The organism is Gordonia iterans (genome assembly GCF_002993285.1).
Classification (GTDB): Bacteria; Actinomycetota; Actinomycetes; order Mycobacteriales; family Mycobacteriaceae; genus Gordonia; species Gordonia iterans.
The window spans coordinates 2986031-3005637 of sequence record NZ_CP027433.1; the positions used below are offsets into that span (position 1 = coordinate 2986031).

23 protein-coding genes and 1 pseudogene are annotated in these 19607 nt (G+C 69.0%); 6 read left to right on the forward strand and 18 right to left on the reverse strand.

What is annotated here, in order from left to right; all coding sequences use genetic code 11:
- Positions 1–7: 7 nt before the first annotated feature.
- Positions 8–853, reverse strand: a complete 846-nt coding sequence (locus C6V83_RS13730; protein ID WP_159067523.1) for a MerR family transcriptional regulator — start codon at positions 851–853, stop codon at positions 8–10.
- 28 nt (positions 854–881) lie between these two features.
- On the opposite strand from C6V83_RS13730, the gene C6V83_RS13735 reads away from it, so the two are divergent.
- Both C6V83_RS13735 and C6V83_RS13740 read left to right on the forward strand, forming a co-directional pair.
- Positions 882–1472, forward strand: a complete 591-nt coding sequence (locus C6V83_RS13735; protein ID WP_105942864.1) for a VOC family protein — start codon at positions 882–884, stop codon at positions 1470–1472.
- The gene (locus C6V83_RS13740; protein WP_159067524.1) at positions 1469–2644 is read left to right on the forward strand and encodes a M20 metallopeptidase family protein; all 1176 of its coding nucleotides are present in this window, start codon (positions 1469–1471) and stop codon (positions 2642–2644) included. The genes C6V83_RS13735 and C6V83_RS13740 overlap by 4 nt, the downstream gene beginning before the upstream one ends.
- Before the next feature lie 120 nt (positions 2645–2764).
- Here C6V83_RS13740 and C6V83_RS18535 read toward each other — a convergent pair whose 3' ends face one another.
- Positions 2765–2920 (reverse strand): hypothetical protein, encoded by a 156-nt coding sequence (locus tag C6V83_RS18535; protein WP_199832519.1) that lies wholly within the window; start codon positions 2918–2920, stop codon positions 2765–2767.
- A 33-nt stretch (positions 2921–2953) separates the two neighbouring features.
- Entirely contained in the window at positions 2954–4345 is a 1392-nt protein-coding gene (locus C6V83_RS13745; RefSeq protein WP_105942866.1) for a glycine--tRNA ligase, read from the reverse strand.
- 241 nt (positions 4346–4586) lie between these two features.
- Here C6V83_RS13745 and C6V83_RS13750 point away from each other — a divergent pair, with 241 nt between their 5' ends.
- From C6V83_RS13750 to C6V83_RS13760, 3 genes are read left to right on the forward strand one after another with little or no spacing between them, the layout of a single operon-like run.
- Positions 4587–4910, forward strand: coding sequence for an ArsR/SmtB family transcription factor (locus C6V83_RS13750; protein ID WP_105942867.1), 324 nt, complete (start codon positions 4587–4589; stop codon positions 4908–4910).
- On the forward strand, positions 4907–5320 hold the full coding sequence (locus tag C6V83_RS13755; protein WP_105942868.1) for a Fur family transcriptional regulator: 414 nt from the start codon (positions 4907–4909) through the stop codon (positions 5318–5320). The genes C6V83_RS13750 and C6V83_RS13755 overlap by 4 nt, the downstream gene beginning before the upstream one ends.
- Before the next feature lie 56 nt (positions 5321–5376).
- Complete coding sequence (locus tag C6V83_RS13760; RefSeq protein ID WP_105942869.1) at positions 5377–6114, forward strand: Clp protease N-terminal domain-containing protein; 738 nt, start codon at positions 5377–5379, stop codon at positions 6112–6114.
- Here C6V83_RS13760 and C6V83_RS13765 read toward each other — a convergent pair whose 3' ends face one another.
- The 13 genes from C6V83_RS13765 to hrcA form a co-directional block, all read right to left on the reverse strand.
- Positions 6115–6540, reverse strand: a complete 426-nt coding sequence (locus C6V83_RS13765; RefSeq protein ID WP_234353737.1) for a hypothetical protein — start codon at positions 6538–6540, stop codon at positions 6115–6117.
- A gap of 234 nt (positions 6541–6774) precedes the next feature.
- Positions 6775–7314, reverse strand: a complete 540-nt coding sequence (locus C6V83_RS13770; RefSeq protein WP_234353738.1) for a GNAT family N-acetyltransferase — start codon at positions 7312–7314, stop codon at positions 6775–6777.
- Entirely contained in the window at positions 7307–8110 is an 804-nt protein-coding gene (locus tag C6V83_RS13775; protein WP_105942870.1) for an isoprenyl transferase, read from the reverse strand. The genes C6V83_RS13770 and C6V83_RS13775 overlap by 8 nt, the downstream gene beginning before the upstream one ends.
- 136 nt (positions 8111–8246) lie before the next feature.
- Positions 8247–9029: a DNA repair protein RecO gene (gene recO, locus C6V83_RS13780; protein WP_105942871.1), complete on the reverse strand. Its 783-nt coding sequence runs from the start codon at positions 9027–9029 to the stop codon at positions 8247–8249.
- Positions 9030–9085: 56 nt separating this feature from the next.
- Positions 9086–9544: a phage holin family protein gene (locus C6V83_RS13785; protein ID WP_105942872.1), complete on the reverse strand. Its 459-nt coding sequence runs from the start codon at positions 9542–9544 to the stop codon at positions 9086–9088.
- 202 nt (positions 9545–9746) lie between these two features.
- Positions 9747–10685 (reverse strand): GTPase Era, encoded by a 939-nt coding sequence (gene era / locus C6V83_RS13790; RefSeq protein WP_105942873.1) that lies wholly within the window; start codon positions 10683–10685, stop codon positions 9747–9749.
- Entirely contained in the window at positions 10682–12049 is a 1368-nt protein-coding gene (locus C6V83_RS13795; protein WP_105942874.1) for a hemolysin family protein, read from the reverse strand. The genes era and C6V83_RS13795 overlap by 4 nt, the downstream gene beginning before the upstream one ends.
- A 6-nt stretch (positions 12050–12055) precedes the next feature.
- Positions 12056–12601 carry an rRNA maturation RNase YbeY gene (ybeY, locus tag C6V83_RS13800; protein WP_105942875.1) on the reverse strand — a complete coding sequence of 182 codons (546 nt, stop codon included), beginning with the start codon at positions 12599–12601 and terminating at the stop codon, positions 12056–12058.
- On the reverse strand, positions 12598–13593 hold the full coding sequence (locus C6V83_RS13805) for a PhoH family protein (RefSeq protein WP_105942876.1): 996 nt from the start codon (positions 13591–13593) through the stop codon (positions 12598–12600). Before C6V83_RS13805 ends, ybeY begins: the two co-directional genes overlap by 4 nt.
- A 340-nt stretch (positions 13594–13933) precedes the next feature.
- Positions 13934–14692, reverse strand: coding sequence for an alpha/beta hydrolase family protein (locus C6V83_RS13810; protein ID WP_105942877.1), 759 nt, complete (start codon positions 14690–14692; stop codon positions 13934–13936).
- On the reverse strand, positions 14689–15441 hold the full coding sequence (locus C6V83_RS13815; RefSeq protein WP_105942878.1) for a 16S rRNA (uracil(1498)-N(3))-methyltransferase: 753 nt from the start codon (positions 15439–15441) through the stop codon (positions 14689–14691). The genes C6V83_RS13810 and C6V83_RS13815 overlap by 4 nt, the downstream gene beginning before the upstream one ends.
- Complete coding sequence (dnaJ, locus tag C6V83_RS13820) at positions 15438–16586, reverse strand: molecular chaperone DnaJ (protein ID WP_105942879.1); 1149 nt, start codon at positions 16584–16586, stop codon at positions 15438–15440. Before dnaJ ends, C6V83_RS13815 begins: the two co-directional genes overlap by 4 nt.
- 27 nt (positions 16587–16613) lie before the next feature.
- Positions 16614–17648 (reverse strand): heat-inducible transcriptional repressor HrcA, encoded by a 1035-nt coding sequence (gene hrcA, locus C6V83_RS13825; protein WP_105942880.1) that lies wholly within the window; start codon positions 17646–17648, stop codon positions 16614–16616.
- Positions 17649–17751: 103 nt separating this feature from the next.
- On the opposite strand from hrcA, the gene C6V83_RS13830 reads away from it, so the two are divergent.
- Positions 17752–18237 carry a type II toxin-antitoxin system VapB family antitoxin gene (locus tag C6V83_RS13830; protein ID WP_105942881.1) on the forward strand — a complete coding sequence of 162 codons (486 nt, stop codon included), beginning with the start codon at positions 17752–17754 and terminating at the stop codon, positions 18235–18237.
- A gap of 340 nt (positions 18238–18577) precedes the next feature.
- Here C6V83_RS13830 and C6V83_RS19015 read toward each other — a convergent pair.
- Positions 18578–19096, reverse strand: a pseudogene (locus C6V83_RS19015) (hypothetical protein); the annotation flags it as partial.
- On the reverse strand, positions 18991–19581 hold the full coding sequence (locus C6V83_RS13840; protein ID WP_105942882.1) for a TetR/AcrR family transcriptional regulator: 591 nt from the start codon (positions 19579–19581) through the stop codon (positions 18991–18993). The gene C6V83_RS13840 and the pseudogene C6V83_RS19015, both read right to left, overlap by 106 nt.
- Positions 19582–19607: the final 26 nt, after the last annotated feature.

A 19607-nucleotide genomic window follows, 5' to 3' on the forward strand; every position in this document is an offset into this window, starting at 1 on the left:
ACCGGCCTCAGAACGTGGGCGGTGTGTTGACCCAGACCACGCGTGCGGTGACGGCGCCTCGATTCGTGTAGCTGTGCGGCCGCGTACTGGCGAAGGTCATCGAATCGCCGGTCCCGAGCACAACTCTTTCGATGCCGTCGAGAACCAACTCGATCTCCCCTTCGATCACCGTGAGGAACTCTTCTCCGGCGTGACTCATCGGGGCCCCGCTGCCGCGGCCGGGTTCCACCGTGACCAGCTGCGACTGCAGGACGGTCGACGCGTCGTACAGGTTCTCGATCACCACCCCGGGCGCGCCCAGCGGAAGTGTGGTCCGCCGGTCGGCACGCACTACCGAGCCGTTGCCGCCGACCGTCATGCCCAGCAGGTCCGGTGTCGTGGTACCCAGCGCATGCGCGATCTGCGTGATTCGTCCAATGCTCGGCGTACTGACGCCACGTTCGAAGGCACTCAGCGCAGAGGGACTCACACCGATGCGCCGAGACAGTTCACGCAGGCTCATTCGTTGCCGACTCCGCAACTCCCGGACCCGGGCACCCAGCGCCGCCGAATCCTCGTGATCGACGGCATCCTCGCGTTCGGGCTCGCCAAGTGCCTGCCGGACCCCGACGATGGTCATCGACTTGGTCGCAAGGAGCCGACGGATCCGCTCGAGTCGCCGGACATCCTCCATCGTGTACAGGCGCTGACCTGACGCCGTTCGCCGGGGAGCGATCAACCGCTCGTTCTCCCACTGACGCAGCCGCGACACCGACACGCCGACGATACGTGCGGCCTGCCCGATCTTGAGTAAGACCGACGATCGCGCGTCGAGAGGATCTGTCTCGGGCACCGCACCGTCACCCACAGTCATCTCGAATCTCATTCACGGAAGGAACACCATGACATTCACGAGCGTCGATCATATCGTTCTGGCATGTCCCGACCTAGAGCGCGCAGAACGCGTGTTCACCGACCGGCTCGGTGCGGCATGCCGGGGCGGAGGCTCACATGACGGCATCGGCACTCGCAACCGGATACTGCCCCTCGGCGAGAGCTACCTGGAGTTCGTCACCATCGACGATTCAGCCGCCGCTCAGCAACACCCGTTCGGCCGGCTGGTGCTCGACGCGATCGACCGGAAGGCACTGTTCGCGGGGTGGGTCACCGCCGGTGAGGTGCGCGGCGACGACCGCGCCCGGGTACAGCGCGCCGGGGTCTCGGTGTACTTGGAGGGTTGTCTGCGGGCCATCGACCGTCCAGACCTGCCGATCCGCCTCGCCCGGCCGGCCGAACAGGCCTTCCCCGGAGACACGCCTGCGCCACGAGCCCTGGTCGAGTTGGAAGTCCGCGGGCCCAGCGACCCGGAACCGGGCAATGGACCGACGCGCATCGTCCACCGTCGTACGGCACAGTCCGAGATCCGGTCGTGCACGATACTGAACCACGCGGGCGACCGAGTGACGATCGACCAGACGTGGGCAGTCCGATGAAGAGCATCGACATCGTCACCCTTCGTCACGAACTGCACCAGATCCCCGAAGTCGGCCTCCACCTGCCGATCACCCAGCGCTACCTGCTCGCGGTCCTGGACTCCGAGGGAATCGACTACCTCACCGGCGAATCCATGACGTCGGTCACGATCGTGATCCGCGGCGGTGCCGCGGACCGCCGGGCCACAGTGCCCACCGTGCTGGTGCGGTCTGACATGGACGCCCTGCCCGTCGCGGAAGAGACCAATCTTCCTTGGGCGTCCACCAACGGTGCCATGCATGCGTGCGGGCACGACGCCCACATGGCGATCGTGCTCGCCGCCACCGTCGCCACCCATCGTGCCCGTGCAACCCTGCAGGGCGACGCGATCTTCTTCTTTCAGCCCGGTGAAGAGGGCCACGGAGGAGCCCAGCTGGCCCTCGCCGAGGGTCTGCTGGACGTCGCGGGAACCAGACCGATCGCCGCACTCGGCCTCCACGTCCTCTCGAATCTACTCGATGCCGGCCAACTAGCCGGCCGTCCGGGACCGATCCTCTCCGGATCGACTCTGGTCGACGTCAACGTCTCCGGTCGCGGCGGGCACGGCTCGACGCCGCATCTCACGGCCAGCCCGTTGGCGGCCGCGGCGGCCATGGTCGGCGCCGTGGGTGCTGTCAGCGCGCACTCGGTCTCGATGTTCGAACCCGCGACGGTCGGATTCGGCGCTCTGCGCTCGGGCGAGGCCCGGAACGTGGTTCCCGATCACGCCGTGCTCCAAGGCGTGATCCGCACGTTCGACACCGACACCGACAGCCACCTGCGGCAGTGCCTGGAACGCACGGTCAACGGAATCGCGATGGCGCACGACGTCGAAGCCACGGTGACCTACGCTCAGGACACCGTTCCGACCGAAAGCGACCCCCGGGAGTTCGCTCTGCTGAGAGGCATCGCGCGCGGTCGCGGTATCCAGCTCACCGAACTGCCGCAGCCCATCGCCATCTCCGAGGACTTCTCCTGGATTCTCCGGGCAGTACCGGGAGTCTTCGTCCTGATCGGCGCCGGACGGAGTGACTCCCCGGAGTCCAACCACTCGCCGCGCGCAACATTCTCCGACGACGTGCTGGCGCCTTCCGCCGATCTCGTGATCGCTTGGGTGCAGGACCGTCTCGCCGCGGGTGCGCAAAAGCCGTGACGGACCGGTGATCGGCTGACGGGGACTCACCCCGATACGCTGCGGCCGCCCCGGTGCCTGCCGGGACGGCCGTCTCCGTCGCACCGCGATACCTGCCGGCGCGGTGCCGCTTCGGCGGCGTCACCGAGTCCGTTGGCGATACATCCACACCCCGAGGATCACCAGCCACAGCGGCAGCACGAGCGCGAGCATGGCCCACTGCTTCTGCCCCACCATCATGGCGGCGGCGATGACCATCAGCACGCTGCTGAAGACCATCACGAACTTCGGATTCACCCCTGACGCCCGTCCGGCTGCGACACGGCGAGGTCAGGCGCCGACGAGCTTGCCGGCGAGGTACTCCACCACGCCGGACAGCGGGATGCGCTCCTGCGCCATGGTGTCGCGCTCGCGGATGGTGACGGCGTCGTCGTCGAGCGTGTCGAAGTCGACGGTCACGCAGAACGGCGTGCCGATCTCGTCCTGGCGCCGGTAGCGCTTGCCGATGCCCTGGGCGTCGTCGAAGTCGATGGTCCAGTACTTGCGCAGTTCGTCGGCGAGGCCGCGGGCCTTCGGCGACAGCTTCTCGTTGCGCGAGAGCGGCAACACGGCCGCCTTGACCGGGGCGAGGCGGCGATCGAGCTTCAGGACGGTGCGGGTGTCGGTGCCGCCCTTGGCGTTCGGCACCTCCTCCTCGGTGTAGGCATCGCAGAGGAAGGCCATCATCGAACGGCCGAGGCCGGCGGCGGGCTCGATGACGTACGGCGTGTACTTCTCGCCGGTCGCCTGCTCGAAGTAGACCAGGTCCTCGCCGGAGGCCTTGCTGTGCGTGGAGAGGTCGTAGTCGGTGCGGTTGGCGATGCCCTCCAGCTCACCCCACGGATTCCCGGAGAAGCCGAACCGGTACTCGATGTCGGTGGTGCCCTTGGAGTAGTGCGACAGCTTCTCCAGCGGATGCACGAACAGGCGCAGGTTCTCCGGGTCGATGCCCAGATCGGTGTACCAGTCCATCCGCGTCGAGATCCAGTACTCGTGCCACTCGTCGTCGTCGCCCGGCTTGACGAAGAACTCCATCTCCATCTGCTCGAACTCACGAGTGCGGAAGATGAAGTTGCCGGGTGTGATCTCGTTGCGGAAGCTCTTGCCGATCTGCGCGATGCCGAACGGCGGCTTCTTGCGCGCGGTGGTCATCACGTTCTTGAAATTGATGAAGATGCCCTGCGCGGTCTCCGGGCGCAGGTAGTGCAGCCCCTCCTCGTCGACGACAGGTCCGAGGAACGTCTTGAGCAGCCCGGAGAACTCCCGCGGCTCGGTCCACTGCCCCCGCGTCCCGCAGTCCGGGCAGACCACCTCGCTCATCGGCACCTCATCCGGGTCGGCGATGCCCTTCTTCTCCGCGTACGCCTCCTGGAGATGGTCCTGCCGGTGGCGCTTGTGGCAGTTGGTGCACTCGACCAGCGGGTCGGTGAACACGTCCACGTGCCCGGATGCCTCCCAGACCTGCCGCGGAAGGATCACCGAGGAGTCCAGGCCCACCACGTCGTCGCGCGAGGTGACCATGCTGCGCCACCACTGGTCCTTGATGTTGTTCTTCAGCTCGACGCCCAGCGGCCCGTAGTCCCACGCCGACCGCGTTCCGCCGTAGATCTCACCGCACGGGTACACCAGGCCCCGCCGCTTGGCGAGGTTGACGACGGCTTCGACTTTGGACTGCACGGCCACGGCTGACTGATCTCCAGGATTGAGGACGGGACTCGCTGCGCGCGCGTCGTCTTGAGAACACGCACCAGCGCTCTACAGGGTATCTCCCCGCACGCATGAAGATGGTCCCGGCCGTCTTGCCGCGCCGCACCGTCCGTCCGCGGCTCTCCCCGGCGCCGCGCACCACCGGCAACTCATGCGCAAATAGCCAAATGGCAACCACTGCTAATAAGATGGAGTAACCGTCCGGAAGGAACCCCGAATGACCCACCCCGATGTCGCCCCCGCGCGCCCCAGCGCCGCCGACACCGCGGCCGCGAGCGACCTCCTGCGAGCCCTGGCCGCGCCCGCCCGCGTCGCGATCGTGCTGTCCCTGAAGGAGCGCGCGATGTGCGTGCACGAGCTCGTCGATGCGCTGCATCTCAACCAGCCCCAAGTGAGCCAGCACCTCAAAGTGCTCAAGAACTCCGGTGTCGTGGCAGGCAACCGCCGCGGCCGCGAGGTGGAGTACACCCTGGTCGACGATCACATCGCCCACATCGTCACCGACGCCCTCACGCACGCGACCGAAGGGCGTCACCCATGACTCGCACCAAGCCGGTCACCGGCCAGCGCACGACGCGGCAGCGCTCGGCGATCGCCGACCTGCTCACCCGGACCGACGACTTCCTCTCCGCCCAGCAGCTGCACGACCAACTCGTCGCCCGCGGCGACTCGATCGGTCTCACCACCGTCTACCGCAACCTGCAGGCCCTCGTCGACGCCGGCCAGGTCGACGCCATCTGGGACGGCTCCGGCGAGACCCGCTACCGGCACTGCTCGGCCGAACACCACCACCATCTCGTCTGTCGCGACTGCGGCACCACCGTCGAGATCCAGGCCGATCCGGTCGAGAAGTGGGCGGCCACCGTCGCTCGCACCCACGGTTTCCAGGACATCTCGCACACGGTCGAGATCTTCGGCACCTGCACCGACTGCGTCTCCGCCGCGGAGTGACCTCAAGCGTCAACCCGTAGTTGACGATTCCACCCTCGTCAACTTAGTGTTGACGCATGCCGGAGAACACACCCCTCAGCCCACCCGTCCGTCTCGACGATCTGATCGACGCCATAAAGAAGGTGCACGACGACCCCCTCGAGCAGCTCACCGACGCCATGCTGGCCGCCGACCACCTCGGCGACGTCGCCGATCACCTGATCGGACACTTCGTCGACAACGCCCGTCGCACCGGCGCCTCGTGGACCGAGATCGGCGCCAGCATGGGCGTCACCAAACAGGCCGCGCAGAAGCGTTTCACGCCGAAGGATCCGGGCACCGCCTCCGATCTGGATCCCAACCAGGGCTTCAACGCCTTCACTCCCCGGGCTCGCAACGTCGCGGCCGCCGCCCACAACGCCGCCAAGGCCAACGGAAACGACGAGGTGACGCCGGTGCACCTCGCCCTCGGCATTCTCGACGATCCCGAATCGCTCGCCGTCGTGCTCCTCTCACAGGGCGGCCTCGCACCCGACGAGCTCCGCACCGCGCTGCAGGGCGCACTGCCCGCCCCGGCCGCAGAAGTCCCCGAGCTGATCCCCTACGACACCGCCGCGCGCAAGGCGCTGGAACTGACCTTCCGGCAGGCGCTGCGCCTGTGCCACAACTACATCGGCACCGAGCACATCCTGCTCGCGCTGCTCGACGCCGAGAGCGGTTCGGGTCCCCTCACCGCCGCCGGCGTGGACGCCGCCGATATCGAAACTCGCCTCGTCGAGCTCCTGGCGAGCATGCGGCCGGACGCCGAGCAGTGACTACTCCGCCGCGGTGACGGTCACCGTGAACCGAATGGGCTCCGTGTCGGCGTCCTCGCTGGTCATCGTCACGGCGGTGGTGCCGGGCGCCACCGCCGTGACGCCGGGGTTGAATCGGACGCCGCCCTCGTCCCGTCCCCGCTCGAACTTGGCGACGCGCCGATCCGCCACCTCACCGCGGTAGCTCTGCACCGGCACGTCCCCGGTGTCGATGTTGAGCACTCGGCCGACCGTGAGCTCCACTGTGGTTCCCCGCAACTCGTCCGCGCTCCGCGTCACCGGCCCGACCATCTCCACGCTCGACTCAGCCGCGCCGGAACGGCCGGCATCCGGATATCCGCTGTCGGTGGAACCTCCGCACGCGACCGTCCCCGTCATGAGCACCGCCGCACAGATTCCTGCTGCGATCCGCTGCCGCTTCCTCATCGTCCGCTTCCTCTCGATCCCGCCCCGCCGTCGCCGGCGACGGGACGCGGGCGCAACGCCGCTGAGACTACTCCCCGGTGACCTCTCGCGGAGACGGACGACCGCGGGGCTCCGAGTTGACGGTGCCCGGCACCATCAACTCGTTCACGCACCCTCAGCTGAGGGTGCCATTCGGAGAGCACGGTGCCCGGCACCCGTACCTCGGTCGGTTCCCGCCCCTCGTCGTCACGGTGGTCACCGGGGATCCGAGCCGCAGGGCGGTGCCGCCTCCGGCAGCGTCTTCTCGAAGAAGTGGGTGGCGTAGGGGTTGTTGTTGTAGCGGTCGACCTGCGAGTAGCCGGCGCGACCGTACATCGCGATCGCCGTGGTCAGCGCTCCGTTCGTGTCCAGGCGCACCGTCGTGTGGCCGAGTTCGGCAGCGCGGCACTCCAGTTCGCGCAGCAGTCGTGACCCCAAGCCCAGCCCGCGCCAGTCGTCGTGCACCCACATCCGCTTGATCTCGCCGACCCCCGGAGCGATCGTCTGGACCGCGCCGCACCCCACGGGTCGCCCTCCGCTGGACGCCAGGACGAACACGCCGTTCGGCCCCCGGAACGAATCTCCGTGCGCGGGGTTCTTCACGTCGAAGCCGGTCGGGAAGCGGCGAGCCAACTCGGCAAAGTACTCGCCGACCGCGAACTGGGCACCCGGGGACCCGGGATCGACCACCTCCAGGAGGACCGACCCGGCCCGCGCGTCGCGTTCCCGACTCATCGCGTCGACGGCCTCAGGCACTGCCGAACCGCCGGTCGCGCTTCGCGTACTCCAGGCAGGCGGCCCACAGGTCCCGGCGATCGAAGTCGGGGAACAGCTTCTCCTGGTACACCATCTCGGCGTACGCGGACTGCCACAGCAGGAAGTTCGAGAGCCGCTGCTCGCCGGACGGCCGCAGGAACAGGTCCACGTCCGGCATGTCGGGCTCGTCCAGGTACCGCGCGAAGCTCGCCTCGGTGATCCGCTCCGGATCGATCTCCCCGGCCGCGGCCCGCCTCGCGATCTCCCGGGCGGCATCCGCGATCTCGGCGCGACCGCCGTAGTTGACGCACATCACCAGAGTGAGGACATCGTTGTCCTTGGTCAGTTCCTCGGCGACCTCGAGCTCCTTGATCACACTGCGCCACAGGCGCGGCCGCCGCCCGGCCCACCGCACACGGACGCCCATCTCGTGCATCTCGTCCCGCCGCCGGCGGATCACGTCCCGGTTGAAGCCCATCAGGAACTTCACCTCTTCGGGACTGCGCGACCAGTTCTCCGTGGAGAAGGCGTAGGCCGACAGCCACTTGACGCCGATCTCGATCGACCCGCACACGGCGTCCATGAGCACGGCCTCGCCCCGCTTGTGGCCCTCGGTCCGCGGCAGCCCGCGGTCCTGCGCCCACCGGCCGTTGCCGTCCATCACCAGCGCCACGTGGTTCGGCACGAACTCGGCCGGAATCGCCGGGGGCACGGCCCCCGACGGATGCGGATCGGGCGGGCGGATCGCACGGCGAGCGGCCGGTGCCGGCTGCTGGCGGCGGGTCAGTCGTGCCATCGGGTCGGCCTGCCCTTCCTCGGATCGGCTTCCGCGTCGCCCGTGCGACGCGTTCGTTCGTCAAGTCCCGGACACCAGCCTAGTGTCCCGTGCCGGAAGTTCTTCCGCGGCAGCGGACGAGGCCCGGGGCGGCCGGCTACGCCGTGGACGCGGTCCGGTCCCCGGAGGGCTGAACCGGTCCCGGCGGCGTCCGCCGTTCGATCAGCGGCAGCGTCCGGAGCCGCCGTTCCAGATGCCACTGCAGGTGCGCGGCGATCAGCCCGGTCGCTTGCCGCTGCTGCGCATCCGTGGCCGCGGCGACGTGCTCCCACTCCCCTCGCGCCAGAGCATCCATCAGTTCCAGCACCCCGACCGACGGTGTCGCCGATCCCGCCGGGCGGCAGTACGTGCACACCGCGCCACCGGCCGCAGCGTGAAAGGCCTTGAGCGGTCCGGGGTTCGCGCAGCGCGCGCAGACGTCGAGCGCAGGCATCCAGCCCGCCGAGCCCATCGCCCGCAGCAGGAACGCATCCAGGATCAGCTGGGTGCCGCGCCGGTCCTCCGCCAGCGCGGTGAGCGCTCCGACGGTCAGCCGATACAGGTGCCGGGCCGGTGCTCGCTCCTCACCGGCGAGACGCTCGGCGGTCTCCAGCACAGCGCAGGCTGTGGTGTAGCGGGTGTAGTCCTGCGCCATCGCCTCGCTGAACGCATCGATCGTGTGCGCCCCGGTGACCGTGTCGAGGTTGCGCCCCAGATAAAGGCTCACGTGAACATGTGCGAAGGGCTCCAGGCGCGCCCCGAACTTCGAGCGCGTCCGCCGGATCCCCTTCGCCACGGCCCGGACCAGGCCGTGCTCGGCGGTGAGGAAGGTGATGATGCGGTCGGCCTCCCCCAGCTTGTGCTGACGGATCACCACCGCCTCGTCCTGGTAATTCCTCACCGCGACATTCTCTCACCGAGGGACGACAGAACCGCGCCCCGACCCGCGGACAGGCGCTACTTCTCCTTCTTCGCCTTCTTCGCCTCACGACGGGCGAGAGCGGCATCGGCGGCCGCGTTCTCTGCTTCGGCCTCCTGCTTGCGGTCCCACCAGCGGGTCAGAATCAGGTAGCCCAGGCCCCAGCCGGCGAGTGCGGAGACCAACCAGACCACCACGGTCGACGCGATCCAGGCACTGACTCCGCTGATCGAGAGGGCGCCGCTGATGAGGGTCGTGATCCACAACGCGAGCAGCGTCGAGACCAGGCCGATCCCGCCGAGGATCGCTGACGCGTACTGCCGCGCGATGTTGAAGACGAACGGACCCAGCAGGGACTGGAGCGCCGTGAACAGCGCGACCGCGATGAAGAAGCCGCCCAGCGACAGATCGAAGCCGTCGATCACCGCCCACGCGATCAGGAACGCCACCGCCGCGGAGACCAGGTTCACCGCGAAGTTCAAGAGAAATCGGATCATGCGGTGATTATCCCCCCACAGCGCCGCCGGCGACTCATCTTCGGCGGGTGGTCTCGATACGCGGACTCACTTCGTTCGCCGCTACTCGACCACCGAACAAAAGCCGCCCCGCCATCGACCCCAGATACCCGACCACCGAACAAAAGCCGCCCCCACCGTCGGCCCAGCGACTCGACCGCCGCCGAACTGCGAGACCGGTCGGTCAGAAGCCGAGGCGGCCCAACTGCTTCGGGTCGCGCTGCCAGTCCTTGGCCACCTTGACCCGGAGGTCCAGGTACACCTTGCAGCCGAGCAGCCGCTCGATCTGGCCGCGAGCGGCGGTGCCGACCTCCTTCAGCCGGGCACCCTTCTTGCCGATGATGATCCCCTTCTGGCTGTCGCGTTCGACGAACAGATGTGCATACACGTCGACCATCGGCGGATCGGTGCCCTCGCGCGGAATCACCTCTTCGATGGTCACGGCGAGCGAGTGCGGCAGCTCGTCGCGCACACCCTCCAGCGCGGCCTCACGGATGAACTCGGCCATGAGGACCTGCTCGGGCTCGTCGGTCAGCTCACCGTCGGGATAGAACGCGGGCCCCGGCTCGCAGAGCGACACCAGCAGGTCGCTGAGCACGTCGAGCTGCTTGCCGCTCTTGGCCGACACCGGGATCACCTCGGCGTCGTCGCCCAGCAGCTGCGAGAGCTTGATCAACTGATCGCCCACCTTGTCCGGGGTCACCTTGTCGAGCTTGGTGACGATGCCGACCACCGCGGCGCCGGGAGCGGAGCGAGCGGACCGGTCGCCCCGGGCGCGTCTCGCGAGCGGCTTGATCTGCTCGATGATCCACTTGTCCCCCGGGCCGATCGGCTCGTCGGCAGGAATGCACAGGCAGATGATGTCGACCTCCGACAGCGTGTCGAGGACCAGGTCGTTCAAGCGCTTACCGAGCAGCGTCCGCGGGCGATGCAGGCCGGGCGTATCGACCAGGACCAGCTGCGCGTCGGGCAGGTTCACGATGCCGCGGATGGCATGGCGCGTGGTCTGCGGCCGGTTCGACGTGATGGCGATCTTGTCGCCCACCAGCGCATTGGTGAGCGTCGACTTGCCGGTGTTCGGCCGGCCGACGAAGCAGATGAACCCCGATCGGAACTCGGTCACTGCACTTCTCCTGTCGTCTCGGCCGTGCGTGTGGCCTCGTCGTCCTTGACTCTGCCCTGAGGCGCCGCGTTGCCGGCCGACTTCTCCTTGGCCGTCTTGTCCTTCTTGCGTCGCACCAGCACGGAGGTGATCCGCTGCCGTCCGACCCGGTTCGGGCCGCCCTCGGCGGTGAGCATCAGTCCGGCGATCTTCACGCGAGCTCCCGGCAACGGAACTCGCCCGAGCTTCCAGGCGAGCAGGCCGCCGACGGTCTCCACGTCGTCGTCGGTGAGGTCGACGCCGTACAGCTCGCCCAGATCTTCGACGGGAAGCCGCGACGAGACCCGGTAGACGCCCTCGGAGACCTCCTCGACGGGCGCCACCTCGTCGGTGTCGTACTCGTCGGCGATCTCCCCGACGATCTCCTCCAGCACGTCCTCGATGGTCACCAGACCGGCGATGCCGCCGTACTCGTCGACCAGCATCGCCATGTGGTTGTGCTGGGCCTGCATGTCTTCGAGCAGATCGTCGAGCCGCTTGGAGTCGGGCACGAACCAGGCCTCGCGCATCACGTCGGCGACGGTGAGCTCGGTCTGGACCCGGCCCTGCGGCAGCATGCGTTCGACGACGTCTTTGAGGTAGACGACCCCGAGGATGTCATCGGGGTTGTCGCCGATCACCGGGATGCGCGAATGTCCCGACCGGACCGCCAGGCTCATCGCCTGCGTCGCGGACTTCTCCGCCTCGATCCAGACCATCTCGGGACGCGGCACCATCACCTCGCGCGCGTTGGTCTCGTCGAGCTCGAACACCGACTGGATCATCCGACGCTCGTCGTCGTCGACCACGCCCTGCGACTGAGCCAGGTCGACGATCTCGCGGACCTCCACCTCCGTCGCGAACGGGCCGTTGCGGAAACCCTTGCCCGGAGTCAGCGCGTTGCCCAGCACGATCAGAATCCGGGTGACCGGCCGCAACAGGACGCCGATCACTGTCAGCAGCGGCGCGGCGAACAGGGAGAGCGAGTACGCGTGCTGGCGGCCCACCGTGCGCGGGCCGACGCCCACCGCGACGAAGGAGACCACCATCATCACCAGGACCGCCACCACGATCCCCCAGGTCATCCCCAGATGTTCGGTCGCGACGAGGGCGACCAGCACCGTGGACGCGGTCTCGAATCCGATCCGGAGCAGCACGGTGAGACCGATGTACGCCGGCCGCTGCTCCACGACGCGGATGAGGCGTTTGGCGCCGAAGCGATCGTCCTTGATCAGATCCTCGACGCGGGCCACGGACACCGTCGCCAGCGCCGAGTCGATGGCGGCGAACAGTCCGCCGATCACGGTGAACGCCGCGGCGACGACGAGGAACACGATGTCTCGCAACGGGACTCAGCTCGTACCGGGTTCGGCGTCGAACCCGATGTTGCGCAGCAGCCGGCCGTCCTTCTCCGCCTGCCGCTGCTCGGTCGCCCGTTGGTCGCGTGCGTCGTACCAGTCGGCGAGGATCCGGTTCTGCAACCCGAACATCTCCTTCTCCTCGGCCGGCTCGGCGTGATCGAAGCCCAGCAGGTGCAGCACACCGTGCACGGTGAGGACCGCGAGCTCGTGGTCGTAGCTGTGTCGCTGCTTGCGGGCCTGGTCGGCCGCGAACGCCGGGCACAGCACGATGTCACCGAGCATGGCCGGCCCGGGATCGGCCGCATCCGGCCGCCCGCCGGGGGTCAGCTCGTCCATCGGGAAGCTCATCACGTCGGTGGGCCCGGGCAGATCCATCCACTGCATGTGCAGATCCGCCATGGTGTCGAGATCGACCAACTGGATCGAGAGTTCGGCCGCCGGGTGCACGTCCATCGCGCCCATCGCGAACCGAGCCACCTCGATGATCCGGTCTTCCGGCGCGTCCTCGCCGGACTCGTTGAACAGTTCGATGCTCATCGACGACGGCCCGCCTGCACTGCGGCACGACGGTCCGCTCGGTTGCCCGCCGGTCTGCCGTTCTCCTCGGCGCGCCCGTAGGCGTCGACGATGTCTGCCACCAGCCGGTGGCGCACCACGTCGGCGCTGGTCAGCTCGGCGAAGTGGATGTCGTCGATGCCGTCGAGGATCTTCGCGGCGATGCGCAGTCCACTCCTGGCGCCGCCCGGCAGGTCCACCTGGGTGATGTCGCCGGTGACGACCATCTTGGCGCCGAAACCGAGTCGGGTGAGGAACATCTTCATCTGCTCGCCGGTGGTGTTCTGCGCCTCGTCGAGGATGATGAACGCGTCGTTGAGAGTGCGGCCGCGCATGTACGCCAGCGGGGCCACCTCGATGACCCCGGCCTCCATCAGCTTCGGGATCGCCTCGGGGTCCATCATGTCGTGCAGGGCATCGTAGAGCGGCCGCAGATACGGGTCGATCTTCTCGCTCAGCGAGCCCGGCAGAAAGCCCAGCCGCTCGCCGGCCTCGACCGCGGGGCGCGTCAGGATGATCCGGCTGACCTCCTTGCGCTGCAGCGCCTGCACGGCCTTGGCCATCGCGAGGTAGGTCTTGCCGGTGCCGGCCGGGCCGAGCCCGAAAACGATCGTGTTCTCGTCGATCGCGTCGACGTAGCGCTTCTGGTTGAGCGTCTTGGGCCGGATCGCCTTGCCGCGCCGGGCGATGATGTCCAGGCTCAGGACCTGAGCGGGTGATTCGGCCCCGTCCTGGTCGGACAGGATCGTCATCGACTCGCGGACCAGGTCCGGGGTCAGCGGGGTGCCGGTGCGCACCAGCGCGACCAGTTCGGCGATCACCCGCTCGGACGCCGCGATGTCGGCCGGCTGTCCGCTCAGAGTGAGTCTGTTGCCGCGCACATGGACGTCGGCCGGCAGTTGAGATTCCAGCGTTCGCAGATTGACATCGGCCGCTCCCAGCAGCCCGACCACCAACTCGTGCGGGATCTCCATGCTCGAAGTCGCCACGCGGGGTGTGTCGTCGTGGTCAGTCACTAAGGGTTTCACTCCTGAAATCTCGACTCCGCTCGATCAGCGTGGTCGTCTCGTTCGATCAGCGCGATCATTGCGATTGATTCTATCCCGGCGGCATACCGGTATACACACAGCATTTCGACACGACTCGTCACTGCGTTCCTCGTCGGCTCAATGAGCGATCGGGGGACGTCACCTCACGAGAGGCGCGAGCGGCCCGTCGGCTCAATGAGCGATCGGGGGACGTCACCTCACGAGAGGCGCGAGCGGCCCGTCGGCTCAGTGAGCGATCGGGCGAGGAGGTTGTCGGAATCTCCGCCTACAGGGCGAGCGCGCGCAGCGTCGCGCGGTGCGCGGGGGTCTTCGGATCCACAAAGCACGCATGTCCGCCCGGCACCGCCGTGAGCGTCGTGTTCTGTCCGCGCGCCGTCATCACCTGTACGTAGTGCTCGCTCATCGCGAGCGGAACCGCGTGATCGCCGCTCGTGTGCACGAGGGCGACGGTCGCATCGACCACGGGCGCGTGAGCGGGTGAGGCATCGACGAAGCGGGCGGGCGCGTCGTCGTACGTCGCGCCCAGGAAGGCGACGACCGACTCCTTGTCACGCGCCCCGGGCACGGTGAAGTCCAGCACCGCCGACTGCGGGACCACGGTGGTGATGCGGTGTCCCGAGGTCCGGGCACCGAGTTGCGCGACAGCCCACGCGGCGAGTTGCCCGCCGGCCGAATGCCCGACGACGGCCACGTGCCGCCGGTCCACCGCGACTCCCGCCGACGCGAGTTCCCCGGCGACGGGACCGTCGAGCGCAGCGATCGCGGCGACCACGTCGCGTCCGGTCTGCGGCCATCCCCCGCCCTCTTCGCGGCGACGGTATTCGACGTTCCAGACCACGGCGCCGTGGGCGACGAGGTCGCGCGCGACCGCCGAGTACACGACCAATGCGTACTCCGTCGACCACGAACCGCCGTGCACCAGCACCATGAGCGGAGCGCGGCCCTCGGCCGGATCCCAGTCCGGCAGATACAGGTGGCCGTACTGCGAGCGATGCTCGCCGTAGGGGACCTTGACGCGCTTCATGCGTCCCAGCGGTCGGTCACCGCGCCGAGGGCGCCCAGCGCTACCGCGCCCGCGGCGGCGGTCCGCAGCACCTGCGGCCCCAGCACCACGCTGCGGCCGCCCAGCGCGGTCAAGTCGGCCACTTCCTGCTCGGTCAGCCCGCCTTCGGGTCCGATGACGAACACCACTTCTGGCGCCGCGGAGAAGTCCACCGACCGGAACGGCGTGGCACCGTCCTCGTGGAGCAGTGCCACCACACCTCCGGCGGCGTGCACCCGTGCGCAGACGTCGCGGACGTCGATGGTGGCGGACAGATCGTGAACTTCCGGGATCCAGGCCCGTCGTGCCTGCTTGGCGGCCGTCGCGGCGGTGGTGCGCCACTTCTCGACACCCTTGGCGGCCTTGGCGCCCGACCAGCGCGCGATGCTCCGCGCCGCCTGCCAGGGCACGATCACGTCGGCCCCGGCCTCGGTCATCAGGTCCACGGCGAGCTCGGACCGCTCGGCCTTGGGCAGCGCCTGCACGATCGTGACCAGCGGAGTGCGCCGCGCGACGAACTCGACGCGCCCGGCCCGCACCGTCAGCCGGTCCTTGCCGGACACCTCGGTCACCGTGCAGTCCGCGCGCGTGCCGCGCCCGTCCCCGAGGATCACCGGCTCGCCGGGTCGGAGCCGGGTCACCGTCACCGCGTGGCGGCCTTCCGGCCCGCTCACCAGCGCGGTCTCGCCCGCGCGGGGAACGTCGTCGACCCAGAAGACCGGAGGCGTCATCGTCCGGCGAAGGCGTTGCGCAGCCGGGAGAAGACCCCGGACTTGGCACCGGACTTGGACGTCGCGGTCACCAGTTCGACGTCGTCGTTCGCCGCGGCCCGCAGTTCGGTGAGCAGGTCCTTCTGGGCCCCGTCGAGCTTGGCGGGCACCACCACCTCCAGGTGCGCGTGCAGGCTTCCGCGCAGGCCGGTGTTCAGGTGCGGCAGGCCCTGTCCCTTGACGGTGACCACGGTCCCTGGCTGGGTGCCGGGCTCGATGTCGATGTGCGCGGTGCCGCCCAGCACGGTGTCGATGTCGAGCGACGATCCGAGCGCGGCGTCGACCATCGGGACGCGCAGAGTGCAGTGCAGGTCGTCCTTGTCGCGGACGAAGACGTCGTCGGGCTTCTCGCTGATCTCCACATAGAGGTCGCCGGCCGGTCCGCCGCCGGGGCCCACCTCGCCCTTGCCTGCCAGCCGGACGCGCATGCCCTGCTCCACCCCGGCCGGGATCTTCACCGTCAGGGTGCGCCGGGAGCGGACCCGGCCGTCGCCGCCGCACTTGAGGCACGGATCGGGGATCACCTCACCGGCGCCGTGGCACTCGGGACACTCGCGCACCGACATCACCTGGCCGAGGAACGACCGCTGCACGGTCTGGATCTCGCCCTGACCGCGGCACGTCGGGCAGGTGACCGGCTTGGAGTTGTCGCGGGTGCCCGCGCCGTCGCAGCTGTCGCAGAGGATCGCGGTGTCGACCGTGATCTCACGTTCGGCGCCCGCAGCGATCTCCTCGAGATCGAGCGTCAGGCCGACCAGAGCCGGTTCACCGGGGCGGACGCGCCCACGCGGTCCTCGGCCTCCGCCGCCGAAGCCACCGCCGCCGCCGCCGAAAAAAGTGTTGAAGATGTCCCCGAGACCGCCGAAGTCGCCGCCGAAGCCGCCCATCCCACTCGCGGCCATCGGGTCGCCGCCGGCGTCGACGATCCGGCGCTTCTCCGGATCCGACAGCACCTCGTAGGCCGTGGTGACCTCTTTGAACCGCTCCTCTTCCAGCGGATTCACATCGGGATGCAGCTCCCGCGCCAGGCGGCGGTACGCGCGCTTGAGTTCCTGATCGGAGACGTTCCTGGGCACACCCAGAATTCCGTAGTAATCACGAGCCACGTGAGTCGAGTCCTTACTTGCGTTCGATTACCGGCCGGCGAGCACTTCGCCGACGTAGCGGGCCACCGCGGCGACGGCGGCCATGGTCCCCGGGTAGTCCATCCGCGTCGGGCCGACCACGCCGACCCCGCCTAAGACGGTGCCCGAAGCACCGTACCCGGTCGACACCACCGAGGTGCTGCGCAGGTTCTCCACCTCGGTCTCCTCGCCGATCCGCACGGTGACGCTGTCGCTCCCGCGCGTGTGGGCGAGCAGCCGCAGAATCACGACCTGTTCTTCCAACGCCTCCAGCACGGTGTCCATTCCGCCGGTCGCGGGCGCGAAGTCTCCGGCGCTCCGTGCCAGGTTCGACGTCCCGCCGAGCACCAGCCGGTCTTCGCTGCGCTCGACGAGCGTCTCGATCAGGACCGAGGCGATCTCCAGGATCGGGCGCTGCAGTTCCGGCGGGGCGTCGTCGGTGAGCGCGGTCACCGCGGCCGATGCCTCCTCGAGGCGCTTGCCGTCGAGCGCCGCACCGAACAGCGAGCGCGCCCGGGAGAGGTCGTCGTCGTTCAGTGGTTCGCGGAGCGAGACGATCCGCTGTTCCACCCGCCCGGTGTCGGTGATCACCACCAGCAGCAGCCGCTGCGGACTCAGCGCCACCACCTCCAGGTGGCGGACCAGCGCGCTGGACAGGACCGGGTACTGAATCACCGCGACCTGATGGGTCAGTTCGGAGAGCAGCCGCACCGAGCGGCGCAGGACGTCGTCCAGATCGACCGCGGTATCGAGGAAGGTCAGGATGGCGCGGCGTTCGGCGGCCGAGAGCGGCTTGATCTCGTGGATACGGTCGACGAACAGCCGGTAGCCCTTGTCCGTCGGCACGCGGCCGGAGCTGGTGTGCGGCTGAGTGATCAGCCCCTCGGCTTCCAGCACCGCCATGTCGTTGCGCACGGTGGCGCTCGAGACACCGAGTCGGTGCCGGTCCACCAGTGCCTTTGACGCGATCGGCTCCTGGGTGGCGACGAAGTCGGTCACGATCGCCCGCAGGATCTCGAAGCGACGATCATCCGTGCTCGACACTCTTCCACCTCTCCTCCGACGATCTTGCCTACAGTGGTCATCGGCGGCCGCATCCACGGCCCCCTCGGCAATTCTAGTGAATCGATTCAAGGGACCGCGCACGATGATCTTCAAGGGCGTCCAGGAAGGCCGACCGTATCCGGAGTTCTCGCTGTCGGCCCGCGAATGGGCGCAGATCCCGCCCCGTCAGATCCGGCTGGACCAGCTCGTCACCATCACCACCGTGCTAGCCCTGGACAAGCTCCTGTCCGAGGACTCCACGTTCTACGGCGACCTGTTCGCGCACGTCGTCCAGTACCGCGGCGAACTGTACCTGGAAGACGGGCTGCACCGCGCGGTGCGGTCCGCGTTGCGAAACCGTACGGTGATCCACGCCCGCCTGCTCGACCTCGACGAGCGGATCGCCGCAGGCGCCTTCGACTCGGCCACCGGCGCCGCGGCCGCCGCACCGCCCGCACCCGGTCCGGCGTTGCCGGGCGCACCCAGCGACCCGATCTCGATGGGCAACACCGACCAGCTCCCACCGGTGCCGACGCGGCCGGTTCACCCGCGCCGCGCGGGCCGCACCGCGCGGCACAGCGCCGACTGACGACGCGCCGACCGACACCTCTCAGCCTCGCCGCGCCCGGGTCGCCGGATCGATCCGCGGCGCGCTGCAGCGGATTCATCCGGATCGGCAGGGCCGCGCCGGCCCGCCAGAGCACCGCGGCGGCCGACCGCGGGCGCCGCTGGGCCTCGATCGCGAGCGCGGCGGTGAACGCCGGGACGAAGGCGGTGCGCGGATGGGCGCGTTCGACGGCATCGACCAGCCCCGGGTCGACGTCGTCCAGCCGGCGTCCGACCACATCCAGATTCACTGCGCTGTGCAGCACCGCGGCCACCGGATCGTCCGGCGCCCAGGGCAGGAAGTGCGCGGAGATCGCGTCGCGGACCGTCGCCGCGGCCTGCGGTCCCCGATGACGGGTGACGAGTTCGCCCGCGCGCGCTCCGCTCAGCGCCGCGAAGCATCCGTACTCGGGGTCCTCCGGGGCGCCGAGGGCGAGGTCGTGCAGCAGGGCGGCCACGAACATCGACTCCGGATCGGGCGCCAGCCGATCGATCTCGGCGAACGCGACCGACCACTGCCAGCACCGGTAGCTGTGCGCCAGCACGACGGGGTCCAGCTCGTCGACGGCCTGTTCGGCGGCCGCCCGGGCCAGCCGTGAATCGGGCGGTGCCGCTGTCGCCGCGGACCCGGCCGTGCCGCGCGTCCCGCGCAGGGCCCGCGGGAGATCGAGAGCGGCCCGCACCGACCCGGTCGCAGCGCAGCGGATCCGATCGGCCCTGCCCAGTTCTCCGATCTTCACGACGAGGTTCCCGGACGCAGGTCGTCGAGGAGCTGCGCGTACTCGGTCGCGTCGACGAACCCCTGGCTCCGGAGCCCGAGCAGACCGTTGATCGTCGCCCACATCTGCAGAATCTCGCGCCGGGTTCCGCCCGGGTCGCCGCCGGCCGCGGCGATCACCTCGTCGACCAGCCCGGTGAGACGGCCGGCGATCCGGCGGCGCGCTGGACCGTACAGCTCCGTGTCCGAGGGTTCGATGTCGACCAGTCCCAGCAATCGGAACGCCAGGGGGTTCTCCCGGTGATACCGGCAGTACTCGTCGAACACCGCCGCGGTGAAATCACCGCGCGCGACGCCGTCGATCGCCGTCCGCATGGCCGTCACGTGCTCGTCCGCCGACCGGCACGCCAGGACCGCGTAGACGTCGGCCTTTCCGCCGGGGAAGTTCGCATAGATCGAGCTCAGCGCGACGTCCGCCGCCTCGGCGAGCTGTTCCACGGCGGTCCTCCGGAATCCGTTCGCGGCGAACAGCGCATCCGCGGCATCCAGGATCGCGGCTCTGGTGCGCCGGCGCCGCCGGTCGGCCGGTTCTTCGAGTGCGTGCGTCATGACTCCGAGTTTACCTAGTGACATTA

Bases quoted from the DNA above. Each gene is read 5' to 3' on its own strand.
- C6V83_RS13730 (WP_159067523.1), bottom strand. From the start codon at position 853: ATGACTGTGGGTGACGGTGCGGTGCCCGAGACAGATCCTCTCGACGCG.
- C6V83_RS13735 (WP_105942864.1), top strand. From the start codon at position 882: ATGACATTCACGAGCGTCGATCATATCGTTCTGGCATGTCCCGACCTA.
- C6V83_RS13740 (WP_159067524.1), top strand. From the start codon at position 1,469: ATGAAGAGCATCGACATCGTCACCCTTCGTCACGAACTGCACCAGATC.
- C6V83_RS13750 (WP_105942867.1), top strand. From the start codon at position 4,587: ATGACCCACCCCGATGTCGCCCCCGCGCGCCCCAGCGCCGCCGACACC.
- C6V83_RS13755 (WP_105942868.1), top strand. From the start codon at position 4,907: ATGACTCGCACCAAGCCGGTCACCGGCCAGCGCACGACGCGGCAGCGC.
- C6V83_RS13760 (WP_105942869.1), top strand. From the start codon at position 5,377: ATGCCGGAGAACACACCCCTCAGCCCACCCGTCCGTCTCGACGATCTG.
- C6V83_RS13765 (WP_234353737.1), bottom strand. From the start codon at position 6,540: ATGAGGAAGCGGCAGCGGATCGCAGCAGGAATCTGTGCGGCGGTGCTC.
- C6V83_RS13775 (WP_105942870.1), bottom strand. From the start codon at position 8,110: ATGGCACGACTGACCCGCCGCCAGCAGCCGGCACCGGCCGCTCGCCGT.
- C6V83_RS13785 (WP_105942872.1), bottom strand. From the start codon at position 9,544: ATGATCCGATTTCTCTTGAACTTCGCGGTGAACCTGGTCTCCGCGGCG.
- ybeY (WP_105942875.1), bottom strand. From the start codon at position 12,601: ATGAGCATCGAACTGTTCAACGAGTCCGGCGAGGACGCGCCGGAAGAC.
- C6V83_RS13805 (WP_105942876.1), bottom strand. From the start codon at position 13,593: ATGGAGATCCCGCACGAGTTGGTGGTCGGGCTGCTGGGAGCGGCCGAT.
- C6V83_RS13810 (WP_105942877.1), bottom strand. From the start codon at position 14,692: ATGAAGCGCGTCAAGGTCCCCTACGGCGAGCATCGCTCGCAGTACGGC.
- C6V83_RS13815 (WP_105942878.1), bottom strand. From the start codon at position 15,441: ATGACGCCTCCGGTCTTCTGGGTCGACGACGTTCCCCGCGCGGGCGAG.
- C6V83_RS13830 (WP_105942881.1), top strand. From the start codon at position 17,752: ATGATCTTCAAGGGCGTCCAGGAAGGCCGACCGTATCCGGAGTTCTCG.
- C6V83_RS13840 (WP_105942882.1), bottom strand. From the start codon at position 19,581: ATGACGCACGCACTCGAAGAACCGGCCGACCGGCGGCGCCGGCGCACC.